Below are 21,642 nucleotides of genomic sequence, written 5' to 3'. Positions count from 1 at the left end.
CCTAGCTTACCAGCGCAAGTTTCGGCGCCTCCACGGCATCAAGCTCGACGCGGTCTATCCCCGGCACCCGTTCGATCCGCGCGACCAGTTCTGCGTCCAGCAGGAAGTCGCGACCCAGTAGGACATGGGCGACCCCCCCGTCGGGCGCCACCGCGCGCAATCGCAATTCGCCGCGGCCACCGCGCTCGCCCGAGACCATCGCCGCAAGCGCCGGTAAGACCAGGGGGTCGGACGTCTCGATGTCCAGCCGCAACCGTGTCTTGCCCGCCAGCCCCTCGAAAAGCGTGAGCGACCGGATCGTGACGCGGGGCGTATCTTCACCCGGCCGACGATCCAGCTCGACCGTGAGCAATGCGCATTCGCCCGCGCGAGCCGCCTTTTCGATCCCCTCCGACGCGAATTCGTCAAAGCAGGTGGCGATGAACTGGCCGGAGGAATCCGAGCAGGTGGCCATCATGTAACGATTGCCGCGCGCCGAGGTGCGCCAGCGTCCATCCTCGATCAGCGCGGCCACCGTCACCGTCGGTGAAGCCATGCGGCGTCCATCGGGCGAACGCTGCGGCTCGCCGATCGGCATGGTCAGCAGCTCGGCATAGGTCTTGGCGCGATTGGCAGTTGCAAGGTGCCGGAAGCGATCGACCGGATGCGACGAGAAATAGAAACCGAACGCTTCCTTTTCCGCCGCCATTCGCTCGGCGATCGTCCACGGCTCTGCCTTTGGTAGCCGGATCGGCTCGGCCACCGCATTGCCCGAACCGAAGAAATCGTGCTGGTCGCCGTTCCGGATTTCGTGCGCCACCGCAGCGTGGGCGAGGATCAATTCCGCAGCAGCAGAGACCATGGCACGATCATCTGCCAGGCTGTCGAACGCGCCGCCAGCAGCGAGGCTTTCAAGCTGGCGGCGGTTAAGCAGCTTGGGATCGACCCGATCGGCGAAATCGTCCAGCGACTTGAACTTACCGCCCTGCTCGCGTTCGACGACGAGCAATTCCATCGCCTTCTCGCCCACGCCCTTGAGCGCGCCCAGCGCGTAACGGACACCAACCTGCTCGACGGAAAACTCGGCTTCGCTGGCGTTGATGTCGGGTGGCAGGCAGGGCACGCCGAGGCGTCTCATGTCATCGACGAAGATCGACAATTTGTCGGTCAGCGCCATGTCGTAACACATCGACGCCGCATAGAATTCCGGCTTGTGGTGCGCCTTCATCCAGGCTGTGTGATAGGCGACCAACGCGTAAGCCGCGGCGTGACTCTTGTTGAAGCCGTAGCCGGCGAACTTGTCGATCAAGTCGAACAGTTCGTTGGCTTTTCCGGCAGAAATGCCCTTCGCCGCACAACCATCGACGAAGCGCTGGCGCTGCGCGTCCATCTCGGCCTGGATCTTCTTGCCCATCGCGCGGCGCAGCAGATCGGCGTCGCCCAGCGAGTAACCGGCCAGGATCTGCGCGGCCTGCATCACCTGTTCCTGATAGACGAAGATGCCGTAGGTTTCCTTGAGGATGCCTTCGAGCAGCGGGTGCGGATATTCGATCTCCGCCCGGCCGTTCTTGCGATCGCCGAACAGTGGGATATTGTCCATTGGGCCGGGCCGATAGAGCGAGACCAGTGCGATGATGTCCTCAAAGCAGGTCGGACGGACGGCCGAAAGCGTGCGGCGCATGCCTTCGGATTCGAGCTGGAAAACGCCGACCGTATTGCCGCTCTGGAGGAGCTTGTAGACCTCGGGATCATCCCAGGGCAGCGCTGCGAGATCGACGATCTCGCCCTTCTTGGCCAGGAACTGTACGGCCTTCTGCAGCACCGACAGCGTCTTGAGACCAAGGAAGTCGAACTTGACGAGCCCCGCGCCCTCGACGAACTTCATGTCGAACTGCGTCACCGGCATGTCCGAACGCGGATCGCGATAAAGCGGCACCAGTTGATCGAGCGGGCGATCGCCGATCACCACGCCGGCCGCGTGGGTTGAGCTGTGGCGTGGCAGACCTTCCAGCTTCATCGCGAGGTCGAACAGGCGGGTGACCTGCTCGTCCGCCTTATATTCCGCGGCAAGTTCCGAAACGCCGTTGAGTGCGCGATCGAGCGTCCAGGGGTCGGTGGGGTGATTGGGCACCAGCTTGGCCAGCCGATCGACATGACCATAGCTCATCTGGAGAACGCGGCCAGTGTCCTTCAGCACGGCGCGCGCCTTCAGGCGTCCGAAGGTGATGATCTGGGCGACATGATCGCGGCCATATTTCTGCTGAACGTAGCTGATCACCTCGCCGCGCCGGGTTTCGCAGAAATCGATGTCGAAGTCGGGCATCGACACGCGTTCCGGGTTGAGGAAGCGTTCGAACAGCAGGCCCAACCGCAGCGGATCGAGATCGGTGATCGTCAGCGCCCAGGCGACGACGGACCCGGCGCCGGAACCACGGCCCGGCCCCACCGGAATGTCATGATCCTTCGCCCATTTGATGAAATCGGCGACGATCAGGAAATAGCCCGGAAAGCCCATGCGGATGATGATGTCGACCTCGAAGTCGAGCCGATCGAAATAGGCCTGCCGGTCGACCGGCCCCTCGATCTTCGCCAGCCGCGCCTCAAGGCCCGCACGCGCATCCTGCCGCAGCATCTCGGCCTCACCCTCGCGATCACCGGCAAGGCTGGGGAGGATCGGCTTGCGATAGGGCGCCATCACCGCGCAGCGCTGCGCGACGACCATCGTATTGGCGATCGCCTCGGGAAGATCCTCGAACAGGCGGATCATCTCGTCGGCGGGCTTCATCCACGCGTCAGGGCAGGAACGGGTCCGTTCCTCGCTCTCCACATAGGAAGAGCTTGCAATGCAGAGCATCACGTCATGTGCGGCATGGAAACCGGGTTCGGCAAAGCAGGCGGGATTGGTCGCCACCAGCGGCAGATTGCGGGCATAAGCCAGCTCGACCAGCAGGTCTTCCGCCGCTTCCTCCACCGCATTGTTGCGGCGCGCGATCTCGATATAGAGGCGATCGGGAAACAGCGCCTCCAGCCGGTCGGCATAGCTGCGCGCGGCATCGACTTGCTCTTCGGCAAGGAGCCGCGCCAGCGCTCCCTCTCCCCCGGCCGTCAGCGCGATCAGGCCGTCGGTCTTGCCTTCCAACCGTTCGAGCGGAACATGCGCTTCCTCATGCCCCGGACGCTCCAGATGCGCCGCGGAGACGAGCTCGCAGAGATTATCGTAGCCCTTCTCGTCCTGCGCATAGAGCGCCAGCCAGTCGATGATGATCGGCTTGCCATCCGGCGTGCCCGGACGGAGCACGGCCAGCATCGCGCCGACCACCGGCTGCACGCCATCCTTCTTGGCGGCGTCGGAAAAGGCCATGGCGCCATAGAGGCCGTTGCGATCGGTGATCGCGGCGGCCGGGAAACCCAGCTTGCGCGCCTGCTTGGCGATCGCCTTCGGATCGATGGCCCCGTCCAGCATGGTGTAGGACGAGAAGATGCGAAGGGGAACGAAACCTGAATGCGCCATGCAGGCAAGGTAGGGTCAGGCCGGCGATTCGGATACCCCCGCCGGCCCGATCTTATACCAGTCGGCTCTGCTCCAGCGCTGCCGCGACGAAGCTTGCGAACAGCGGATGCGGATCGAACGGCTTGGACTTCAGTTCCGGGTGGAACTGGACGCCGACGAACCAGGGATGGTCCGGCCGTTCGACGATCTCGGGCAGCGCACCATCGGGCGACATGCCGGAGAAGATCAGCCCCTTGGCCTCCAGCGGCTCGCGATAATTGATGTTCACTTCGTAACGGTGGCGATGCCGCTCGGAGATGTCGGTCTCGCCATAGATGGAAGCGACGCGGCTATTGCCCGACAGCTTGGCCGGATAGGCGCCCAGCCGCATCGTGCCGCCGAGATCGCCGTCGGCCGTGCGTACTTCCATGCCGCGCGACGACTTCCATTCGGTAATGAGGCCGACAACCGGATTTTCGGTCGGGCCGAACTCGGTGGTGGACGCATCGGCCAGCCCAACGAGGTTCCGCGCACCTTCGATGCAGGCCATCTGCATGCCGAGGCAGATGCCGAAAAAGGGCACATTGCGTTCCCGCGCGAAGCGGACTGCGGAGATCTTGCCTTCCGATCCGCGCTCGCCGAAGCCACCGGGCACCAGGATCGCGTTGCAAGGCTCCAGGCTGGCCGCGATGTCCGAATCCGGGCCTTCGAACAGTTCCGCATCGATCCAGCGGATGTTCACCTTGGCGCGGTTGGCGATGCCACCATGGACCAGCGCCTCGTGCAGCGACTTATAGGCATCGAGCAGGCCGGTATATTTGCCGACGACGCCGATGGTCACCTCGCCTTCCGGGTTCAGGATGCGATCGACGATGTCGTCCCACCGCCCAAGATCGGGCGAACCGGCCGCTTCAATACCGAACGCCGCCAGCACCGCGCGATCCAGACCCTCGGCATGATATTGCAGCGGCACGCCATAGATCGTGCTCGCGTCGAGCGCGGGGATCACCGCCTCCGGCGCGACGTTGCAGAACAAGGCGATCTTCGCCCGCTCACCGGCCGGCAGCGGCCGATCCGAACGGCACACCAGCACGTCGGGCTGGATGCCCAATGAGGTGAGATCGCGCACGCTGTGCTGCGTCGGCTTGGTCTTCAGTTCGCCCGCGGCCGCGATGTAGGGCACCAGGGTCAGGTGAACGAACACGGCATTGCCGCGGCCGAGATCATTCTTGAGCTGGCGGATCGCCTCCATGAAGGGCAGCGATTCGATGTCGCCCACCGTTCCGCCGATCTCGCACAGCACGAAATCCACATCGTCGGCCGCGGCCCGCGCGAATTCCTTGATCGCGTCGGTGACGTGCGGGATCACCTGCACGGTCGCGCCGAGATAATCGCCGCGGCGCTCCTTCGCGATGATGTTCTGATAGATCCGGCCGGTGGTGATATTGTCCGACTGGCGCGACGGAACGCCGGTGAAGCGCTCATAATGGCCAAGATCCAGATCCGTCTCCGCGCCGTCGTCGGTCACATAGACCTCGCCGTGCTGATACGGGCTCATCGTGCCCGGATCGACGTTCAGATAGGGATCGAACTTACGGATGCGGACCCGATAGCCACGCGCTTGCAGGAGGGCAGCAAGACTTGCTGCCATGAGACCCTTGCCGAGCGAGGAGACCACGCCGCCGGTGATGAATATGTACCGCGCCATGGGAGAAATGGCTTAGCCGCGAGTGGAGGTAAGGAGCAAGGGAACGACTCCGAAAAAATGCAATCGGGCGCGCCGGCGGGGCCGGCGTCGCGCGAAAAATATGGCGAATAGGAAAAGCCCGCTCGCGCGGGCGCGTTTTACTGGGCGAGCGGAACCGCGCCGTTCGCGGGTTCGGCTACATTGTCGGCCACCGGCGCCGCGGGTGCAGCAATCGGCGCCTGCTGCGCGGCAGGCTGACGCGCCAGCGACTGATCGATTTCCCGCGGAGCGCGCTGGACGGTCGCAAGCGCCGCCAGACCGATCGACATCAGAATGAACAGCGACGCCAGAACGGTGGTCGCCCGCGTCAGGAAATCGGCCGCACCGCGCGCGCTCATCAGGCCCGAAGGGCTGCCACCCATGCCAAGGCCGCCGCCTTCCGACTTCTGCATCAGGATCACCGTCACCAGCAAAGCGGCGATGATCGCATGGACGACAAGGAGGAATGTGAACAGCATCGGCGGTCGATCTTTCGGAAAGTCTTGGCGGGCTCGCGGCCGGATATGGACGCGGCCTCTATAGAATCAAGCCGTCGGGTTCAACCGCTGCGCGTGGGAGAAAGCTGGCGGCGGCCGGGCCGGCCAAGCGAAGTTGAGGAAGTTGAGGATTGCCAGCGCATTTTCGAGGGGGCCGCCGCGGGCGCATCTAGTGTCGCGAGCGCGGACACGAGCGGCCCGCGGAAGACACGGCAAGCAGACGCTGGTCGAAAATTATTCCTATTTATCATGATGATGATCCACATTTATTGTGAACATATACAGAACATATCATAGGCCCGATCTGTAGGACAGCGGGCGGTGACCGAGCGGGGTGACTCTACCGCCCGGGCACCGTGGCGACAGGGACGCGCCAGTGATGCTTCCACGACGCGACGGCCTCGCGACAGCCAAGAACAGTGAAGCGACACAGCGGCGACGGAAAGCGACATGGAAGCGACTACCGCGCTACAGCCACGCGCCTCTGGAACCAGCGCATAGGTAGACGGGCGTGTTCGAGTGCCGGTCGCGGGGCTAATCCGTTAATTGACGAAGGTCTGGTTTCGGGCGGCAGTCCTAAGACGCTGAAGCTCTAAAAAGTAGGGGGAAATTGCCCCCTCGTCACCCCGGACTTGTTCCGGGGTCCACCGTTACACACGCACTGGCATTGATGATCGAGTGCCGGCGCTGCATCTAGAATCAGGCGACGCTGCCCAGACCTGAACCGTTAGGAATTCGCCCAGCCTGGCGGTGGACCCCGGAACAAGTCCGGGGTGACGATGAAGCATAAACATCGTCGATCGTCCGCAATGTCGGCGCGTCCTGACAGTCCGCTTTTGGTCGGAAATCCTCGTTAGCGGTCGTTGATGTGCGGCCGGTCCAGCCAGTTCACTCCGCCGCCAGCAGCCGTTCCGCGCCGCCGAGATCGACCGAAACCAGCCGGCTCACGCCGCGCTCCACCATCGTCACGCCGAACAGGCGGTGCATTCGCGCCATCGTCACCGCATTGTGGGTGACGATCAGGTAGCGCGTCTCGGTTTCCTGCGTCATGCGATCGAGCAGATCGCAGAAACGCTCGATATTGGCGTCGTCGAGCGGCGCATCGACCTCGTCGAGAACGCAGATCGGCGCGGGGTTCGTTAGGAACAAAGCGAAGATCAACGCAACCGCCGTCAGTGCCTGTTCGCCGCCCGAAAGCAGGGTCAGCGCCGCGAGCTTCTTGCCCGGCGGCTGGGCCATGATCTCCAGCCCGGCCTCCAGCGGATCATCCGATTCGGTGAGTGCGAGATGCGCTTCGCCGCCTGCGAACAAGGTCGTGAACAGGCGGCGGAAATGCTGGTCGACCGCCTCGAATGCAGCGAGCAGCCGCGCCCTGCCCTCACGGTTCAGGCTGCCGATCGAACCGCGCAGACGGTTTATCGCCTCACCCAGCTCGTCCCGCTCCGCCTGTCCCTTGACGCGAGCCTCCTCCAACTCGGCCAGTTCGGTCTCTGCCACCAGATTGACGGGGCCTAGCCGCTCGCGATCCGCAGTCAGGCGATCGAGCGTCGCCGATTGCGTGCCGGCATCGCCGACTTCCGCACTGGTGAAGCCCGCTTTCTCGGGCAGCACAGGCGCTGGGCAGCCGAAGCGTTCGCCGGAAATGCGGCCCATCTCGACACGGCGCATTTCCTGATTCTCGTGCCGGGCGACGGCGCCGGCGCGGGCTTCGCGCGCGGTGCTCATCGCTTCGCCGGCATCGGCCGCTGATTTTTCGGCGACGCGCAATTGCTCCTCGGCCGCGCGCTCCGCCTCGCGCGCGGCGGCAGCGGCGGCTTCGGCGGTTTTGGTCTCGGCTTCCAATTCGGCGATCCGCCCGTCCAGTTGCGCAGGGGCTTCGGCGAGCGATTCGGCTTCGCGTGCGACCGCATCGGCGCGCTTCGCCATTTCGTCGATGCGGCGGGAGGCATCGCCGGCGCGCGACCGCCAGCTCTTCGATTCGGCGCGGACGGCCTCCAGGCGAGCGGCATCGGCTTCCGCTCGCTGGCGCAGCGCCGAAAGCCCGGCCCGGATCTCCACAAGAGAAGCGCGGGCGGCGTCGCTGGCAAGTCGGAGATGATCGACCCTGTGGCGGGTCGCCTCGCCATCGGGCAGCGCGGCGACGGCGGCTTCGGCCTGGGCCGTGGCGGCAGCGGCTTCGTCGCGTTCGGCGGCGGCGCGTTCGCTGCGCTGGTCGAGCGTGGCGCGCTGGCCGGCGAGGCGTTCGATCGCGGTGCCCGCGGCATCGGCATCGCGGGCAGCCGTGCGGGCCTGCGCTTCGGCCTCAGCGAGGCGGCGACGGCCATCGTCGATCGCGGCCTTGGTAGTAGCAAGATCGGCCTGCGCCTCGGCCATTGCGGCGGCGGCGGCATCCACCGCTTCGCGAGCGGACGGAAGCTGCGCTTGGAGGGAAGCGAGCCGATTAACCCGGATCAGGCGTTCAGCGGCGGCTGCGCCGATATCCTCCGCCACGAAACCGTCCCAACGGCGCATGCGACCGTCACGGGTGACGAGGCGCTGCCCCACGGCCAGCGGAAGGCTCCCATCGTCCACATCGACGACCCCTACCTGCAACAGCCGTCGACTGAGTTCTGCCGGCGCCGTGACCGCAGGCGCAAGTGGCTCCACCCCGGAGGCCAGTGGCGGGTCACTGGCCTGTGGATCGACGCCCGACCAGCGGCGCTTCCCCTGGGCGCCGATTGCCGCGGAAAGATCATCTCCGAGGGCAGCAGCGAGCGCACGTTCATAGCCCGGTACGGCGCGAACCTGGCTGAGCGCCTCGTCACCCTGCGGATCAACCGTCGTGGCACGGGTTAAAGCAGCCACCTCGCTTTCCAGTGCAGCAAGCGTCGCCCGCGCAGAAGCATTGGAGGATTCGGCGGCTTCCCGCTTCGCGGCCGCTGCGTCGCGACCGCGCTCTGCCTCTGCGATGGCTGTCAGCACCTGCGCAGACGCCACCTGCGCGGCATCGCGGGCGGCAATAGCCTGATGCTGTTTTTCAAGTAGCGGTTCGGCATCGGGCAGCGCCGCAACCTCGGCGGCGGCGCGGGCATGATCGACCTCGGCGCGCTGGAGTCGCTGACGCGCGGCGGCGAATGCGGCCTGCGCCACGCGGACCTCCGCCTGCTCGGCGGCCTGCTCGGCGACGGCGTGGGCGAGTGCTACCTCGGCATCGCGGGCAGCGGTTTCGGCAGCGGCAAGGCGCGTCGTGAAGCTCGCTTGTTCGGCCTCGGCGGCGGTGCGGCCCGCGACCAAGGCCTTGTCCTCCTCCGCCAGCCGGGCGAGCGCGGCGGAGGCGTCGACCGCGAGCGTATCTTCGCGCGCCCGATCGCGTGCCAGGGTTTCGCCCTGCGCCTTGAGTTCGGCAATGCGGCGTTCGAGCGCGGCCCGTTCGGAACGCAGGGTGGCGAGTTGATGCCCCGCCTCCGCCGCAGCTTCGCGGCTCGTCTGCGCCGCCGCGCGGGCATCGCCGACCAGCCGCACCGCTTCCGCCTGACGGGCCGCGGTGGCGCGCTGCGCCTCGGTCGCGGCCTGGACCAGCGCATCAGCGGCTTCGGCCTCCTTCTTCGCGACATCGGCCGCCTGCGCCGCCTCACGCCAGCGGGCGAAGATCAGCTTGGCTTCGGCCGTGCGGATCTGATCGGACAGCAGGCGATAGCGTTCGGCCGCCCGCGCCTGCCGCTTCAACGCATTGCCGCGCACCTCCATGTCGGCCAGCAGTTCGTCGAGGCGGTTGAGATTGGTCTCGGTCGCGCGGAGCTTCTGTTCGGCATCCTTGCGGCGGACATGGAGCCCGGCGATCCCCGCCGCTTCCTCCAGCATCATCCGGCGTTCGGCGGGTTTGGCAGCGATGACGGCAGCGATGCGGCCCTGGCTGACCAAAGCCGGCGAATGGGCGCCCGTCGCCGCATCGGCGAACAGCAAGGCGACATCCTTGGCCCGAACATCGCGGCCGTTGAGACGGTAAGCGGAGCCGGCGCCGCGCTCGATCCGGCGGACGATCTCGACCTCGCCATCCTGGCCGTCACCGCTCGCCGCGCGATCAACGAGGATCGAGACTTCGGCGAAATCGCGCGCGGGCCGGGTGGTGGTGCCGGCGAAGATGACGTCTTCCATCCCGCCGCCGCGCATCGACTTGGCGGAGCTTTCGCCCATCGCCCAGCGGATCGCTTCGAGCAGGTTGGATTTGCCGCAGCCATTGGGGCCGACGATCCCCGTCAGCCCCGGCTCGATCCGCAGTTCGGAGGGTTCGACGAAGCTCTTGAAGCCCGCGAGCTTGAGCCGCCTGATCCGCATGGCGCGTTACGCCCCTCCCCCCGACGCGGCCGCGATCAGCCGCCGAGCGCCTTGTCGAGCGCCGCCGACAAGGTGTTGATGTCAAACACGCCTTCGGCAAGCTGGCCGTTGATGATGAAGCTTGGCGTGCCGGTGATCTTGTCCTGGTTCGCGCCGCGATCGCGGATGGCGAGCAGCTTGTCGAGGCCGGCCTTGTCGCCGAGGCACTGATCGGCCTTTTCCTTGGACAGGCCGCGCGCGCGATAGAATTGGTCCATGCCCGACGCAGCGGCCAGCGCACCGAACTGCTGGTTTTCCGGCAGGCCCTGGATGCGGGTGATTTCCGCATTCGAGATCTTGGAGATGTTGGCGCCCCAATTCTTCTGCTCGGCATAGGTTTCTTCAACCAGCTTGAAGAACGGTCCTTCGCCCTGGCAGCGCGCCATCAGCGAGACGGCGACATCGACCGGGTTGAGCACGAAGGTGCGGAATTCCCAGCTCACCTTGCCGGTGCGGACATAGTTCGCCTTCAGCTTGGGCGAACCGTTGATCGAGAAATCGGCGCAGTGCGGGCAGGTGAGCGAAGCATATTCGACCAGCTTCACCGGCGCATCCGGGTTGCCCATGCGGAAGCCGCCTTCGGGCGTGGTCGCCACGGTTTCCGTCCAGTCCTGCCCCGCCGCAGTTGCCGCGGGCGCCGCGGCATTACCAGCGGCAGAGGAGTCGGCAGCATCCTGCTTGCCGCAGCCGGCAGCGGTGAGAGCGAGCGCGGCGACGGCCCAGCGGAAATCGATCTTCATGACGTGGGGAAACTCCTGGATGGCCCTTTGCGGACATTGTGCCCTGTCGGTGCAATCATGGCGCGGCACGCGGCCGGCTTCAACGGATATCGTGGTGGATAGCAAAGCACAGCGCCGGCGCCAGAAGCAAAAGAAGGCATGCACCGGGCGATCGACAAAAAAATTCCTTTCGCTCTGTCGGCTTCAGGCGTTCTCCTCCGTCCTTGGGGCCTTGAATGGATCAGAGGAGAAGGGTGATGCGCGTGATGGTGCTGGTGAAGGCGACGACCGACAGCGAAACGGGTGCGGTGCCGACGACCGAGCTGCTGGAAGCGATGGGCAAATATAATGAGGCGCTGGTCGATGCGGGCATCATGCTCGGTGGTGAAGGGCTTCACCCGTCATCGCGCGGAAAAAGAATCCGTTTCGACGGTGCCAGCCGTGAAGTCATCGACGGGCCGTTCAGCCAGACCAATGAACTGGTTGCCGGCTTTTGGCTCTGGCAGGTCAAGGACATGGCCGAAGCGGTGGAATGGGTGAAGCGCTGCCCCAATCCGATGTACGGCCCCAGCGAGATCGAGATTCGCCCGATCTTCGAGGCGGAGGATTTCGGCGATGCGATGACCCCGGAGATCGCGGCGCAGGAAGACCGCCTGCGCGAGAAGCTCGCGGATCGCTGAGCGGCAGTATTCGCGGAACCAGAATCGAAAAGGGCCGATGCCACCTCCCGCGAAGGAGGAAGCACCGGCCCCTTTTCGTCAGCGCAATGGATCAGTGCGCAGCGGCAGGCGCGGGCGCAGCCTCGTTGCCGGCAACCGGAGCGGCTTCCGCGGTCGCATTGCCGTCCGCGGGCGCCGCGCCTTCGGCCGGCGCCGCAGCGGTTTCCGCCGGAGCCGCCGGCATCGGCAGCGGGCTGTCGCTCTGCTGGTTGAGATAGGCGATGACGTTGGCGCGATCTTCCGGCTTGGAAAGGCCAGCGAAGGTCATCTTGGTGCCGGGCGCATATTTCTTCGGGTTATGCAGCCAGTCGCTCATGCTCTTCCAGTCCCAGGTGCCCGGGACACCCTTCAGCGCGGGAGAATAAGCGAAGCCGGGGACATGGCCGTGCGGCTTGCCCAACGCACCCCACAGGTTCGGGCCGAGCGCATTGGCGCCGCCCTTATCGGCATTGTGGCAGGCCGCGCACTTCTTGAACACATCGGCGCCCTTGGCCGGATCGGCGCTGGCGAGGTAGAATTCGATCGGCTTTTCGGCCTCGGCGGCGCCGCCGGCACCTTCTTCCTCAACGCCTTCAACGACGTAGCCCATCTTCTCGGGCCGGTGGCCCTTGAAATATTCACCCGTGAGGATCGAGAGCCCGAGCGCCGCGATACCGCCGGCAAGCGCCCAACCGGCAATGGTGTTGAAACGGTTTTCCATGCCTCTTCCGAAACCTCCTGGGGGTCGCGCCTCCCATGCGCGACAAAAAGCGCGCTCCCTTTAGATTCGCATGTGCTGCACCGCAAGCGTGGCATGATATTTGCGAATCGTTCTTAAAAACTGCCCTCAAAAGACGTGCTCGAAACAGGCGATTGCCCAAGCTCTCGCACTCGCTTAATCGCGCGCCGACATGGAAAGCTATCCCGCACCCGCCCGCGCGCTCGTCGCGCAGATGGCCGCCGCCGCCGAGGCCGAACCGCATCGCGCCGTCGCCTTTCAGGGCGCACCCGGTGCCAATTCGCACATCGCGGTGGATCAGGCCTTTCCCGACGGGCTGGCACTGCCATGTTTCAGCTTCGAGGATGCAATCGATGCGGTGCGCGAAGGGCGCGCTGAGCGTGCGATGATTCCGATCGAAAATTCGCTGCACGGCCGCGTCGCCGACATCCATTTCCTACTGCCTGAATCCGGGCTGGTGATCACCGGCGAGCATTTCCTGCCGATCCGCTACGCGCTGATGGGCATCGATACGCAAGCGAAGATTGCCGAGGTGATGAGCCATCCGCAGGCCCTGGGCCAGTGCCGTCACTGGCTGCGTTCGCGCGGGATTCGTCCGGTTACTTATGCCGATACCGCCGGCGCCGCGGCGCTGGTGGCCGAACTCGGCCAGCCCGAGACCGCCGCCATCGCGCCGCCGGCCGCCGCCGACCTCTATGGCCTGAAGATCCTCGCCGACGGGCTGGAGGATGCCGAGCACAACATGACACGCTTCGTGATCCTGGCGCTGGAAAACCATGCCGAACGGCCGGTCGGCCCGGTGATGACCACCTTCATCTTCGAGGTGAAGAACATCCCCGCCGCGCTCTACAAGGCGATGGGCGGTTTCGCGACCAACGGCGTCAACATGACGAAGCTGGAAAGCTACCAGCGCGGCGGCACCTTCGCCGCGACCGAATTCTATGCCGATATCGAGGGACACCCGGAAGATCCGGCCGTCGCCCGCGCGCTGGAGGAACTGGCCTTCCACTCGAAATGGGTGCGTATCCTCGGCACCTATCCGCAGGCGCGCGCGCGGGGCGCGTAGTTTCCGTCACGTCATCCCAGCCCCATCCCGTCATCCCAGCGAAAGCCGGGATGACGTGAACGGTGGGATGAGAGGCTAAGCCCCCGCCACCCAGCGCGAGAACAGGGTGTGGGCGATGGCATAAGGCGGGGGCGCGATGAAGGGCGCCGCAGGATCGCCCGCCAGCGCCGCCATCACCTGATCGCGGTCGACCCACATCGCATGTTCCAGTTCGTTGTCGTCGAGCGTAACGGCATCCGATTCGACCGGCGCGATGCAGGCCATCATCAGCGATGACGGGAAGGGCCAGGGCTGGCTGGCGAGATAGCGGACGCCGGTCGCGCGGACGCCGGCTTCCTCGAACAATTCCCGCGCCACCGCCTCCTCGATCGATTCGCCGACCTCGATGAAGCCTGCGAGCGCCGAATAGCGCCCAGCGGGGAAGCGCGGCTGGCGGCCGATCAGCACGCGGCCCTGATATTCGGCGAGCATGATGACGACGGGGTCGGTGCGGGGGAAATGTTCGGCGCCGCATCCGCCGCAGCGCCGTGCCCAGCCCGCGCGGAAGGTGACGGTGGCGCTGCCGCAGTTGGCGCAGAAGCGATGCCGTGAATGCCAGTCGATCAGGCTGCGCGCCGCGGCATAGGTGCCGGCCTCGCCTTCGGGCAGGCCATCGAGCAGGCGCCAGATCAGATTATGGTTGCTGCCGGCCGCCTGCTGCTCCAGCGCCACGAAGCGCGGCGCGTCGTCGATCAGCCCCAGCAGCGCCAATTCCACGCCGCCCGGCGCCTCGGACAGCGGTGCCCAGTCGAGCCGCCCTTCTGCTGTCGCAACCGGATCGAGCCCGGTCATCTTCAGCAGCCGGGCATTGGGGTCGGCCTGACGCGCTTCAAACATGCCAGGATGATCGCGCTCATTATCGATCCGTTCGAGCGGCGATCCCGTAAAGCCTGGCCTGATGAAATCCTGCGCGCTGGCCATGCCTGTCATCCTCATCTTTTCCCGCGCGCTTTCTGGGCGACGGCGGCGGCCTTTGCAAACAGGGTGGGGAGGCCCGCGTCGTTTATTCTGTCGATAGGCCACCATTCGCCTTCGGCGGAGCGATCGTGCGCGGTGCTGCTGCGCACCGAGAGATCGAGCGCGAAATGGGTGAAGATATGGGCGACATTGCCCACCTCCTGCCAGTTGCTCGTGGCCGGGGCGCCGACCAGTCCCGGCTCCTCGTCGGTCCACGGCCCGCTCGGCAGCGCGCGCATGCCCCCCAGCATCCCCTTGTCGGGCCGACGGACCAGCAGCACATGGCCATCCGATTCGAGCCAGAAAGCGGTGCCCTTGCGCGTTGGCCGCGCAGCCTTGGCAGCCTTCACCGGCAGGCGTTCGGGATCGCCCAGCGCGAAGCCTGCGCAATGTTCGCGGATCGGGCAGATCGCGCAGGCCGGCCGCTTCGGCGTGCAGATCGTCGCCCCCAGATCCATCATCGCCTGCGCGAAATCGCCGGCGCGGGCATCGGGGGTGATGCTGTCGGCGCCCTCGCGAATCCTGCTCTTTCCGCCCGGCAGCGGTGTGTCGATCGCGAACAGCCGCGCCACGACGCGCTCGACATTGGCGTCGACCACCACCGCCCGCCTGCCGAAGGCGATCGCCGCGACCGCCGCCGCCGTATAGTCGCCCACGCCCGGCAGCGCTCTCAAACCCGCCTCGGTGTCGGGAAAGCGCCCGCCTGCCGCTGCCACGGCCCGCGCGCAGGCGATCAGGTTGCGCGCCCGCGCATAATAGCCGAGGCCGGCCCAGGCGCTCATGACGTCCTCGTCCGCGGCTGCCGCCAGCGCCCCCACCGTCGGCCAGCGCCGGGTGAATTCTGCGAAGTAGCGGCCGACCGCCGCCACCGTCGTCTGCTGCAGCATCACTTCGGAAAGCCAGACGCGATAGGGATCAGTCGGCGGCGTCCCCGGCGGCGCGCGCCAAGGCAGGCGCCGCGCCGATCGGTCGTACCAGGCGAGAAGCATTTCGGGAATCGCGACGGCGCTGTCGACGGGCATGGCTGCGCTATGGCATGGGACGATGGATGACGGAACGGAAGACCAGAGCGCCGAGCACGAGGCGACCACGCGAGAAGGCGGAAGAGCCCCCGCGCCAGAACCGCGCGCGCGCCGTGGCGGACATGGTGCCCGATGTCGGCCGCGCCTCGTTCCGCCGTTTCGGCTTCGTCCAGTCGGCGGTGGTGAGCCGCTGGGCCGAAATTGTCGGCCCGCGCTATGCCGGCGTGTCCGCGCCCGAATCGATCCGTTTCCCGCAGGGCCAGCGTGCCGAAGGCGTGCTGACCTTATCGGTCGACGGCGCCCACGCGCCGATGATGCAGCATGTCGCGCCCGAGATCATTGAACGGGTCAACCGCTTCTTCGGCTATCCCGCCGTCGCCCGGATCGCGATTCGACAGGCAGTGGCGGCGAAACCCGTGCCGCGTCGCGCCCCGCCGTCGATCAAGCCCGTGCCGGTGGAACTGGGCGATAGCCTGCGCACGATCGGCGATCCCGAATTGCGCGCCGTGCTCGAATCACTCGCCGGCGCGCTCGTCGCCAGCAAGGGGCCGCCCACTTTCGATGATGGAAACAAAGATGATGCCTAGCCGCCGGGCTCTGCTTGCCTCTGCCTTGTTGATGTTCAGCGGGACGGCTCTCCCGGCCGCGGCGCCCGACTGGAACCGCCGCGTTGCCGCGACGCCCGATGGCGGCTGGCTGGTCGGCAATCCGGCCGCACCGGTGAAGCTGGTCGAATACGCCTCCTACACCTGCCCGCACTGCAAGCATTTCGCCGATGAAGGCTGGCCCGCGCTGCGCAAGAATTACATCGCGACGGGCAAGGTGAGCCTCGAATTCCGCCAGTTCGCGCTGAACCCGATCGACCTGACCGAAGGCATGCTGGTGCGCTGCACAGCGACGCCCGCGGCGGCGATGGCGATAAGCGAGAAGATGTTCGCCCAGCAGGAAGCGATCCTGGCAAAGCGGCCGACCCCTGCCGATGCCGAAACGCTCCAGTCCACGCCCGAACCGCAGCTTCACACCGCGATCGCGCGGGTGATGAACCTGGATGGCTGGGCCACCGCCAACGGCCTCGCCGCGCCGCGCGTGAAGACCTGCCTTGCCGACCTCAAGATCCGCGACCGCATCGTCGCGATCCGCAGCAAGGCGACCGAAACCTACGATATCAGCGGCACGCCCAGCTTCATCATCAACGGCAGGAAGCTGGACAACACCTTCTCCTGGGACGTGCTCGAACCGCAGTTGAAGGCAGCGCTGGCGGGGAAATAGGCGCTAGACCAGCATCTCCAGCGCCGGTGGGTGGCCGAGAAAGGCCTGCGGGCTGGCGCTGGCGCCATAAGCGCCGGCCATGAAGACGGCGATCACATCGCCCACATCGGCGCGCGGTAACGCTACCTTGTCGGCCAGGCGATCGAGCGGGGTGCAGAGGCAACCGACAACGCTTGTCGTCTCCTCCGCCTCCGCACCGAAGCGGGTGGCGACGGCGACGGGGTAGTTGCGCCGGACGACGGTGCCGAAATTGCCCGAGGCGGCGAGTTGGTGGTGCAGGCCTCCATCGGTGACGAGGAAGACCTCGCCATGGCTGACCTTGCGGTCGACGATGCGCGTCAGATAGACGCCCGCCTCCCCCACCAGCCAGCGGCCAAGCTCGATCGCGAAGGCGCTGGTGGACAGCACATCAGCCCGCTGGCCGAGCACGTCCGCCAGCGCGGCGCCGATCGCCTCCACATCCAGCACCTGCTCGCCGGGGAAATAAGGGATACCCAAACCGCCGCCGAGATTAACCAGCGGCGGCGCGGCACCGACCTGATCGGCGAGCTTCGCGGCCAGCGCCACGGTCGCAGCCTGCGCCTCGATGATCGCAGCGGCGTCGAGCGCCTGGGAGCCGGCGAAGATATGGAAGCCCCGCCAGTCCGCACCCGCGGCGATCATGTCGCGGCAGAGTGCTGCGGCATCGGCCTCATCGACGCCAAAGGGCTTGGCGCCGCCGCCCATCCGCATTCCCGACCCGCGAATCTCGAAATCGGGGTTCACGCGCACGGCGAGCTTCGGCCGGATGCCGAGCGTCGCGGCGACGGCGATCGCGCGCCAGCCTTCGGCGAAGGATTCGAGGTTGATGGTGACGCCGGCGGTGATCGCCGCTTCCAGCTCGCGATCACGCTTGCCGGGACCGGCGAAGGAGATGTGATCAGCCGCCATGCCCGATGCGAGCGCAATCTGCATCTCCCCCGCCGAGGCGACGTCGATCCCGCCGACCATGCCCGCGAACGCGGCCACGACCTGCGGGTGGGGGTTCGCCTTCATCGCATAATGGATCGCGACTTCGGCCGGCAGCGCGGCCCGGAGCCGAGCGACACGCGCGGCCATGATCGCGCGATCATAGACGAAGAGCGGCGTGTCGCCCGCCTTGGCCACCAGATCGGAGACCGTGCGGCCGCCGATCAGCAACTCGCCGTCGCGCGAGGCATAATCGGCGGGAATATTGCCCATCGGCTTCATGACGTCAGTTCCGCCTTCAGCCCCGCGCGATCGACCTTGCCATTGGCGTTGCGCGGCAGTTCCGCCCGCCAGACGATCTCGCGCGGTTGCATGAAATTGGGAAGTTCGCGCTTGAGAGCGTCACGCAACGCGCCCTCACCCGCCTGATCGCCACGGATGACGAGCAGGATCGCCTCGCCCAGCCGGTCGTCCGGCACACCGATCGCAACCGCCTCGGCGACGGCGCCGGTGGCGATCGCCGCCTCCTCCACCTCGGTCGGGCTGACGCGGTTGCCCGACGTCTTGATCATCTCGTCATCACGACCGACGAAGCGCAGCAATCCGCCTTCATCCCGCGTCACCGTGTCGCCCGACCAGACGGCCATGCCGCCATATTCGGAAAAAGCGGGCGCGGGGCGGAAGCGCTGCGCGGTGCGTTCATAATCCTGCCAATAGCCCTGCGCGACCAGCGGGCCGGCATGGACCAGTTCGCCCGCCTCGCCGACGCCGGCAAGGCCCCCGTCGAGCCGCACCACCATCACCTCGGCAAAGGGGATGGCGCGGCCGATCGATTCGGGATGCGCATCGACCAGAGCGGGATCCAGGAAGGTCGAGCGGAAGGCTTCCGTGAGGCCATACATCGAATAGAGATCGGCGGCTGGAAACAGCGTCCGCAATCTACGCACCAGCGAAACCGGCAGACGCCCGCCCGAATTGGTGAGCCGCCGCAACCGCGCCGCCGTCTCCTCCGGCCATTCGGCCTCGGCAAGCTGTATCCACAAGGGCGGCACACCGGCGAGCGTGGTGATGCCATGTTTGTCCACGGCGCGGATCACGTCGCGCGCCGTCAGATAATCGAGCGGATAGGCCGATGCCCCCGCTGCCCAAGTGGAGAGCAACTGGTTCTGGCCATAATCGAAACTGAAGGGCAGCACGCAGAGCGTCCTGTCCTCAGCAGTGAGGCGCAGATAATGCGCGACGCTGACCGCGCCGAGCCAGAGATTGGCGTTGCTGAGCATCACCCCCTTGGGCCGCCCGGTGGAGCCGGAGGTGTAGAGGATGGCGGCGAGATCGGCCGGGTCGGCTGCGGAGGGCGGCAGGCCATCCTGCGCGGCGAGACTGGCGGCCCCGGCTTCATCCTCGATCAGGAGCGCGCAGCCGGCGGGGCGGTCGCTTGCCTCCAAGGTCTGGGCGCGGCCGGCGCCGGCGATCAGCAGCTCCGCCCCACTATCGGCGAGGATATGGGCCGTCTGGGCGCGCTTCAGCAGCGGGTTGATCGGAACATGGACGAGCCCAGCCCGCGCGCAGGCGAGCGGCAGGAGGCTTGCGAGGCGGGTCTTGGCGAGCCAGGAAGCGACACGCGCGCCCTTTGCCAGCCCCCTGCCCTGCAGCGCGCGGGCGAGCGCGCCCACCGCACGTTCGAGACCGGTATAATCGAGCGCACCCGCCCGATCGACGAGCGCCATAGCATCGGTTGCGCCCATGGCCGTCAGATGATCGAGCGGACGGGGCGCGGGATCGGGCTGGTCTGTCGCTGTCACCTCGGCTCCCCTCGTTGCAACTGCCGGGCGGCGATAGCGCGGTCGCGCCGCAGGGGAAAGCGGCCACCGCTTGTCGCGCGCCCGCGAAGCGTCTAGGCGACCGCCGTTCGGGTCTGCCGGAATATGGGGAAGAAGATGGCTGGCGATACCACCGAGGTCGAGGCGATGGTCCGCGCGGTGCTGGGCGACGTGCTGGGCCTGGGTGCGGAGCGCACCGCTGCGCTGACGGCCGAGACGGCGCTGTTCGGTTCTCTGCCCGAGCTGGATTCCATGGCGGTCGCCGGCCTGCTGACTGAGTTGGAGGACCGGCTGGGCATCATCATCGAGGATGATGAGGTGGACGGCGAATTGCTCGAAAGCTTCGGAAACCTGGTGGCGTTTGCTGAGGCGAAGGTGGGGCGGTAGGGCGCCTTCTTCCTATAACCCCGTTCGTGTCGAGCGTAGTCGAGACACGGCCCCAAACACGCCCAACGCTGCAAACGTGTCTCGACTTCGCTCGACACAAACGGAGGGTTGGGTGTGAGGTGGCAGGCGAACCTTACGCTGCCACCGTCTCCTTGGTCGCCTCGAAATCCGCCTCGGCCAGGAACTTCTCGGCATCCAGAGCGGCCATGCAGCCGGTGCCGGCGGCGGTGACCGCCTGGCGGTAGATCTTGTCCATCACGTCGCCGCACGCGAACACACCGGGCACGCTGGTCCGCGTGCTGCCGGTCTCGACCGCGATATAGCCATCCTCGTCGAGATCGAGATGGCCCTGGAACAGCGCCGTCGCAGGGGAATGGCCGATCGCGACGAAGCCGCCCTCGGTCTCGTGCCTCACCTTCTCACCGGTGACGGTGTCGGTGAGGTCGATCGCGACCAGCCCGGCGGTGCCGCCGCCGTCGACGAAGCCGTCGACCTTCTTGTTCCACAGCACCTTGATGTTGGGATGCGCGAACAGGCGTTCCTGCAGGATCTTTTCCGCGCGCAGCGAATCGCGGCGGTGGATCAGGGTCACGTCATGACTGTGGTTGGTGAGGTAGAGCGCCTCCTCGACCGCAGTGTTGCCGCCGCCGATCACCGTCACCGCTTTGCCGCGATAGAAGAAGCCGTCGCACGTGGCGCAAGCCGAAACGCCCTTGCCGCCCAGTTCCTGTTCGCCGGGCACGCCCAGCCACTTCGCCTGCGCGCCGGTGGCGATCACCAGCACGTCGCCGGTGTAGACGGTGCCGCCATCGCCGACGAGGCGGAAGGGACGCTGCGAGAGATCGACCTCGACGATCGTGTCCCACATCATCTGCGCGCCGACATGCTCGGCCTGCTTGGTCATCTGCTCCATCAGCCAGGGGCCCTGGATGACCTCCGCGAAGCCCGGATAATTTTCGACATCGGTGGTGATGGTGAGTTGGCCGCCCGGCTGCAGCCCCTGCACCACGATCGGCGCCATGCCCGCGCGCGCCGCATAGATCGCGGCGGACAGGCCGGCCGGGCCGGAACCGAGGATGAGCATGCGGGTGGAATGCGTGGCGGTCATGTCGGGCCTTTGTGTTTCTGTGTCACCGCGGAGATAGGGCTTGAGGCCCCCTCCTCGCAAGGAATGGAAATTCTGTGCGGTGGGAAAGATGGGGATATTTGAGCTTTCCCCTTCATCGTCATCCCAGCGAAAGCTGGGATCGCGTGCGGCAAACGCACCACGCCAGCCTCCTGAGATCCCAGCTTGCGCTGGGATGACGGATTGGCGGGGAAGGGAAGCGTGGTGGGCGCGACAGGGATTGAACCTGTGACCCCACCCGTGTGAAGGGTGTGCTCTACCGCTGAGCTACGCGCCCACGCTTCGCTTGGTGCCATCGTTGCGGACGGCGGCGGAGGTCGATCTTAGGGCCAGCAGCGCTGGCGATCGGCTTCGCGGGGAGGCGATTAGGCGAGCGCCGCCGGCTTGTCCAGCCCGAAGCAGCATAAGCGCGAGAGAAGATGCCCGCGCGCGTTTCCGGCCGGCCGGTCCCCCCCGGGGCCGGCCGGCGCGGCGATCAGTTGACGGCGTCCTTGAGACCCTTGCCTGCCTTGAACTTCGGCTGGCTGGAAGCCTTGATCTTCATCGGCTCGCCGGTGCGCGGGTTGCGGCCGGTCGACGCCTTGCGCTTCGAAACCGAGAAGGTGCCGAAGCCGACAAGACGCACTTCATCGCCCTTCTTGAGGGCGCCGCTGATCGCATCGAACACGCCTTCCACGGCCTTCGAAGCATCATTCTTGCTGAGACCCGTCGCTTCGGCGACTGACGCAATCAGTTCTTGCTTGTTCATGCCTTCAGAACCCCCTTGATAGGTACGAATTATCGTGAGTCGCGGCCTTGGCCGGGGGC

Annotated in this window: 16 protein-coding genes, 1 tRNA gene and 1 pseudogene; 5 read left to right on the top strand and 13 right to left on the bottom strand. The window is 66.3% G+C overall.

Annotation, left to right across the window (positions count from 1 at the left end; all coding sequences use genetic code 11):
* Window position 1: 1 nt before the first annotated feature.
* From dnaE to ACFB49_RS01095, 5 genes are all read right to left on the bottom strand, one after another.
* Window positions 2-3,490 (bottom strand): DNA polymerase III subunit alpha, encoded by a 3,489-nt coding sequence (dnaE, locus tag ACFB49_RS01115; RefSeq protein ID WP_380874917.1) that lies wholly within the window; start codon window positions 3,488-3,490, stop codon window positions 2-4.
* 52 nt (window positions 3,491-3,542) lie between these two features.
* Window positions 3,543-5,177: a CTP synthase gene (locus tag ACFB49_RS01110; RefSeq protein ID WP_380874915.1), complete on the bottom strand. Its 1,635-nt coding sequence runs from the start codon at window positions 5,175-5,177 to the stop codon at window positions 3,543-3,545.
* Window positions 5,178-5,314: 137 nt separating this feature from the next.
* Window positions 5,315-5,671, bottom strand: coding sequence for a preprotein translocase subunit SecG (secG, locus tag ACFB49_RS01105; RefSeq protein ID WP_380879795.1), 357 nt, complete (start codon window positions 5,669-5,671; stop codon window positions 5,315-5,317).
* 909 nt (window positions 5,672-6,580) lie between these two features.
* Window positions 6,581-10,006 (bottom strand): chromosome segregation SMC family protein, encoded by a 3,426-nt coding sequence (locus tag ACFB49_RS01100; protein ID WP_380874914.1) that lies wholly within the window; start codon window positions 10,004-10,006, stop codon window positions 6,581-6,583.
* 35 nt (window positions 10,007-10,041) lie between these two features.
* On the bottom strand, window positions 10,042-10,785 hold the full coding sequence (locus ACFB49_RS01095) for a thioredoxin domain-containing protein (protein ID WP_380874913.1): 744 nt from the start codon (window positions 10,783-10,785) through the stop codon (window positions 10,042-10,044).
* A 236-nt stretch (window positions 10,786-11,021) separates the two neighbouring features.
* On the opposite strand from ACFB49_RS01095, the pseudogene ACFB49_RS01090 reads away from it, so the two are divergent.
* Window positions 11,022-11,363 (top strand): annotated as a pseudogene (locus ACFB49_RS01090) (YciI family protein); the annotation flags it as partial.
* A 172-nt stretch (window positions 11,364-11,535) separates the two neighbouring features.
* Here ACFB49_RS01090 and ACFB49_RS01085 read toward each other — a convergent pair.
* Window positions 11,536-12,183 carry a c-type cytochrome gene (locus ACFB49_RS01085; protein ID WP_380874911.1) on the bottom strand — a complete coding sequence of 216 codons (648 nt, stop codon included), beginning with the start codon at window positions 12,181-12,183 and terminating at the stop codon, window positions 11,536-11,538.
* A gap of 190 nt (window positions 12,184-12,373) precedes the next feature.
* Between ACFB49_RS01085 and ACFB49_RS01080 the strand changes: the two genes are divergently transcribed.
* Window positions 12,374-13,267 carry a prephenate dehydratase gene (locus ACFB49_RS01080; RefSeq protein WP_380874910.1) on the top strand — a complete coding sequence of 298 codons (894 nt, stop codon included), beginning with the start codon at window positions 12,374-12,376 and terminating at the stop codon, window positions 13,265-13,267.
* Between the two features lie 75 nt (window positions 13,268-13,342).
* Here the strand turns inward: ACFB49_RS01080 and nudC are convergent, their stop codons facing one another.
* Together nudC and ACFB49_RS01070 are read right to left on the bottom strand one after the other, a co-directional pair.
* Window positions 13,343-14,227, bottom strand: a complete 885-nt coding sequence (gene nudC, locus ACFB49_RS01075; protein ID WP_380874908.1) for an NAD(+) diphosphatase — start codon at window positions 14,225-14,227, stop codon at window positions 13,343-13,345.
* Window positions 14,228-14,238: 11 nt separating this feature from the next.
* Window positions 14,239-15,285 carry an A/G-specific adenine glycosylase gene (locus ACFB49_RS01070; protein ID WP_380874907.1) on the bottom strand — a complete coding sequence of 349 codons (1,047 nt, stop codon included), beginning with the start codon at window positions 15,283-15,285 and terminating at the stop codon, window positions 14,239-14,241.
* 26 nt (window positions 15,286-15,311) lie between these two features.
* On the opposite strand from ACFB49_RS01070, the gene ACFB49_RS01065 reads away from it, so the two are divergent.
* Together ACFB49_RS01065 and ACFB49_RS01060 are read left to right on the top strand one after the other, a co-directional pair.
* Entirely contained in the window at window positions 15,312-15,872 is a 561-nt protein-coding gene (locus tag ACFB49_RS01065) for a DUF721 domain-containing protein (protein ID WP_380874905.1), read from the top strand.
* Window positions 15,862-16,554, top strand: coding sequence for a DsbA family protein (locus ACFB49_RS01060; protein WP_380874903.1), 693 nt, complete (start codon window positions 15,862-15,864; stop codon window positions 16,552-16,554). Before ACFB49_RS01065 ends, ACFB49_RS01060 begins: the two co-directional genes overlap by 11 nt.
* Before the next feature lie 3 nt (window positions 16,555-16,557).
* Here ACFB49_RS01060 and ACFB49_RS01055 read toward each other — a convergent pair whose 3' ends face one another.
* Together ACFB49_RS01055 and ACFB49_RS01050 are read right to left on the bottom strand one after the other, a co-directional pair.
* Window positions 16,558-17,784 (bottom strand): pyridoxal-dependent decarboxylase, exosortase A system-associated, encoded by a 1,227-nt coding sequence (locus tag ACFB49_RS01055; RefSeq protein ID WP_380874901.1) that lies wholly within the window; start codon window positions 17,782-17,784, stop codon window positions 16,558-16,560.
* Window positions 17,781-19,304 carry an acyl-CoA ligase (AMP-forming), exosortase A system-associated gene (locus ACFB49_RS01050; RefSeq protein ID WP_380874900.1) on the bottom strand — a complete coding sequence of 508 codons (1,524 nt, stop codon included), beginning with the start codon at window positions 19,302-19,304 and terminating at the stop codon, window positions 17,781-17,783. Before ACFB49_RS01050 ends, ACFB49_RS01055 begins: the two co-directional genes overlap by 4 nt.
* Before the next feature lie 135 nt (window positions 19,305-19,439).
* On the opposite strand from ACFB49_RS01050, the gene ACFB49_RS01045 reads away from it, so the two are divergent.
* Window positions 19,440-19,709 carry an acyl carrier protein gene (locus tag ACFB49_RS01045; protein ID WP_380874898.1) on the top strand — a complete coding sequence of 90 codons (270 nt, stop codon included), beginning with the start codon at window positions 19,440-19,442 and terminating at the stop codon, window positions 19,707-19,709.
* Between the two features lie 133 nt (window positions 19,710-19,842).
* On the opposite strand, the gene trxB is transcribed toward ACFB49_RS01045, so the two are convergent.
* From trxB to ACFB49_RS01030, 3 genes are all read right to left on the bottom strand, one after another.
* Window positions 19,843-20,817 carry a thioredoxin-disulfide reductase gene (trxB, locus tag ACFB49_RS01040; protein ID WP_380874896.1) on the bottom strand — a complete coding sequence of 325 codons (975 nt, stop codon included), beginning with the start codon at window positions 20,815-20,817 and terminating at the stop codon, window positions 19,843-19,845.
* A gap of 220 nt (window positions 20,818-21,037) precedes the next feature.
* Window positions 21,038-21,112 (bottom strand) — tRNA-Val (locus ACFB49_RS01035).
* 198 nt (window positions 21,113-21,310) lie between these two features.
* A complete protein-coding gene (locus ACFB49_RS01030) occupies window positions 21,311-21,583 on the bottom strand; it encodes an HU family DNA-binding protein (RefSeq protein WP_380874894.1) in 273 nt (90 codons plus the stop codon).
* Between the last annotated feature and the right edge of the window lie 59 nt (window positions 21,584-21,642).

Origin of the sequence: Sphingomonas sp. DBB INV C78, from assembly GCF_042693015.1 — a bacterium.
GTDB lineage: Bacteria > Pseudomonadota > Alphaproteobacteria > Sphingomonadales > Sphingomonadaceae > Sphingomonas_E.
Note: the sequence above shows the minus strand (reverse complement) of the source record. Positions and strands in the feature narration are given on the sequence as shown.

Bases quoted from the DNA above. Each gene is read 5' to 3' on its own strand.
- dnaE (WP_380874917.1), bottom strand. From the start codon at position 3,490: ATGGCGCATTCAGGTTTCGTTCCCCTTCGCATCTTCTCGTCCTACACC.
- ACFB49_RS01110 (WP_380874915.1), bottom strand. From the start codon at position 5,177: ATGGCGCGGTACATATTCATCACCGGCGGCGTGGTCTCCTCGCTCGGC.
- ACFB49_RS01100 (WP_380874914.1), bottom strand. From the start codon at position 10,006: ATGCGGATCAGGCGGCTCAAGCTCGCGGGCTTCAAGAGCTTCGTCGAA.
- ACFB49_RS01095 (WP_380874913.1), bottom strand. From the start codon at position 10,785: ATGAAGATCGATTTCCGCTGGGCCGTCGCCGCGCTCGCTCTCACCGCT.
- ACFB49_RS01085 (WP_380874911.1), bottom strand. From the start codon at position 12,183: ATGGAAAACCGTTTCAACACCATTGCCGGTTGGGCGCTTGCCGGCGGT.
- ACFB49_RS01080 (WP_380874910.1), top strand. From the start codon at position 12,374: ATGGAAAGCTATCCCGCACCCGCCCGCGCGCTCGTCGCGCAGATGGCC.
- nudC (WP_380874908.1), bottom strand. From the start codon at position 14,227: ATGGCCAGCGCGCAGGATTTCATCAGGCCAGGCTTTACGGGATCGCCG.
- ACFB49_RS01070 (WP_380874907.1), bottom strand. From the start codon at position 15,285: ATGCCCGTCGACAGCGCCGTCGCGATTCCCGAAATGCTTCTCGCCTGG.
- ACFB49_RS01065 (WP_380874905.1), top strand. From the start codon at position 15,312: ATGACGGAACGGAAGACCAGAGCGCCGAGCACGAGGCGACCACGCGAG.
- ACFB49_RS01060 (WP_380874903.1), top strand. From the start codon at position 15,862: ATGATGCCTAGCCGCCGGGCTCTGCTTGCCTCTGCCTTGTTGATGTTC.
- ACFB49_RS01055 (WP_380874901.1), bottom strand. From the start codon at position 17,784: ATGAAGCCGATGGGCAATATTCCCGCCGATTATGCCTCGCGCGACGGC.
- ACFB49_RS01045 (WP_380874898.1), top strand. From the start codon at position 19,440: ATGGCTGGCGATACCACCGAGGTCGAGGCGATGGTCCGCGCGGTGCTG.
- trxB (WP_380874896.1), bottom strand. From the start codon at position 20,817: ATGACCGCCACGCATTCCACCCGCATGCTCATCCTCGGTTCCGGCCCG.
- ACFB49_RS01030 (WP_380874894.1), bottom strand. From the start codon at position 21,583: ATGAACAAGCAAGAACTGATTGCGTCAGTCGCCGAAGCGACGGGTCTC.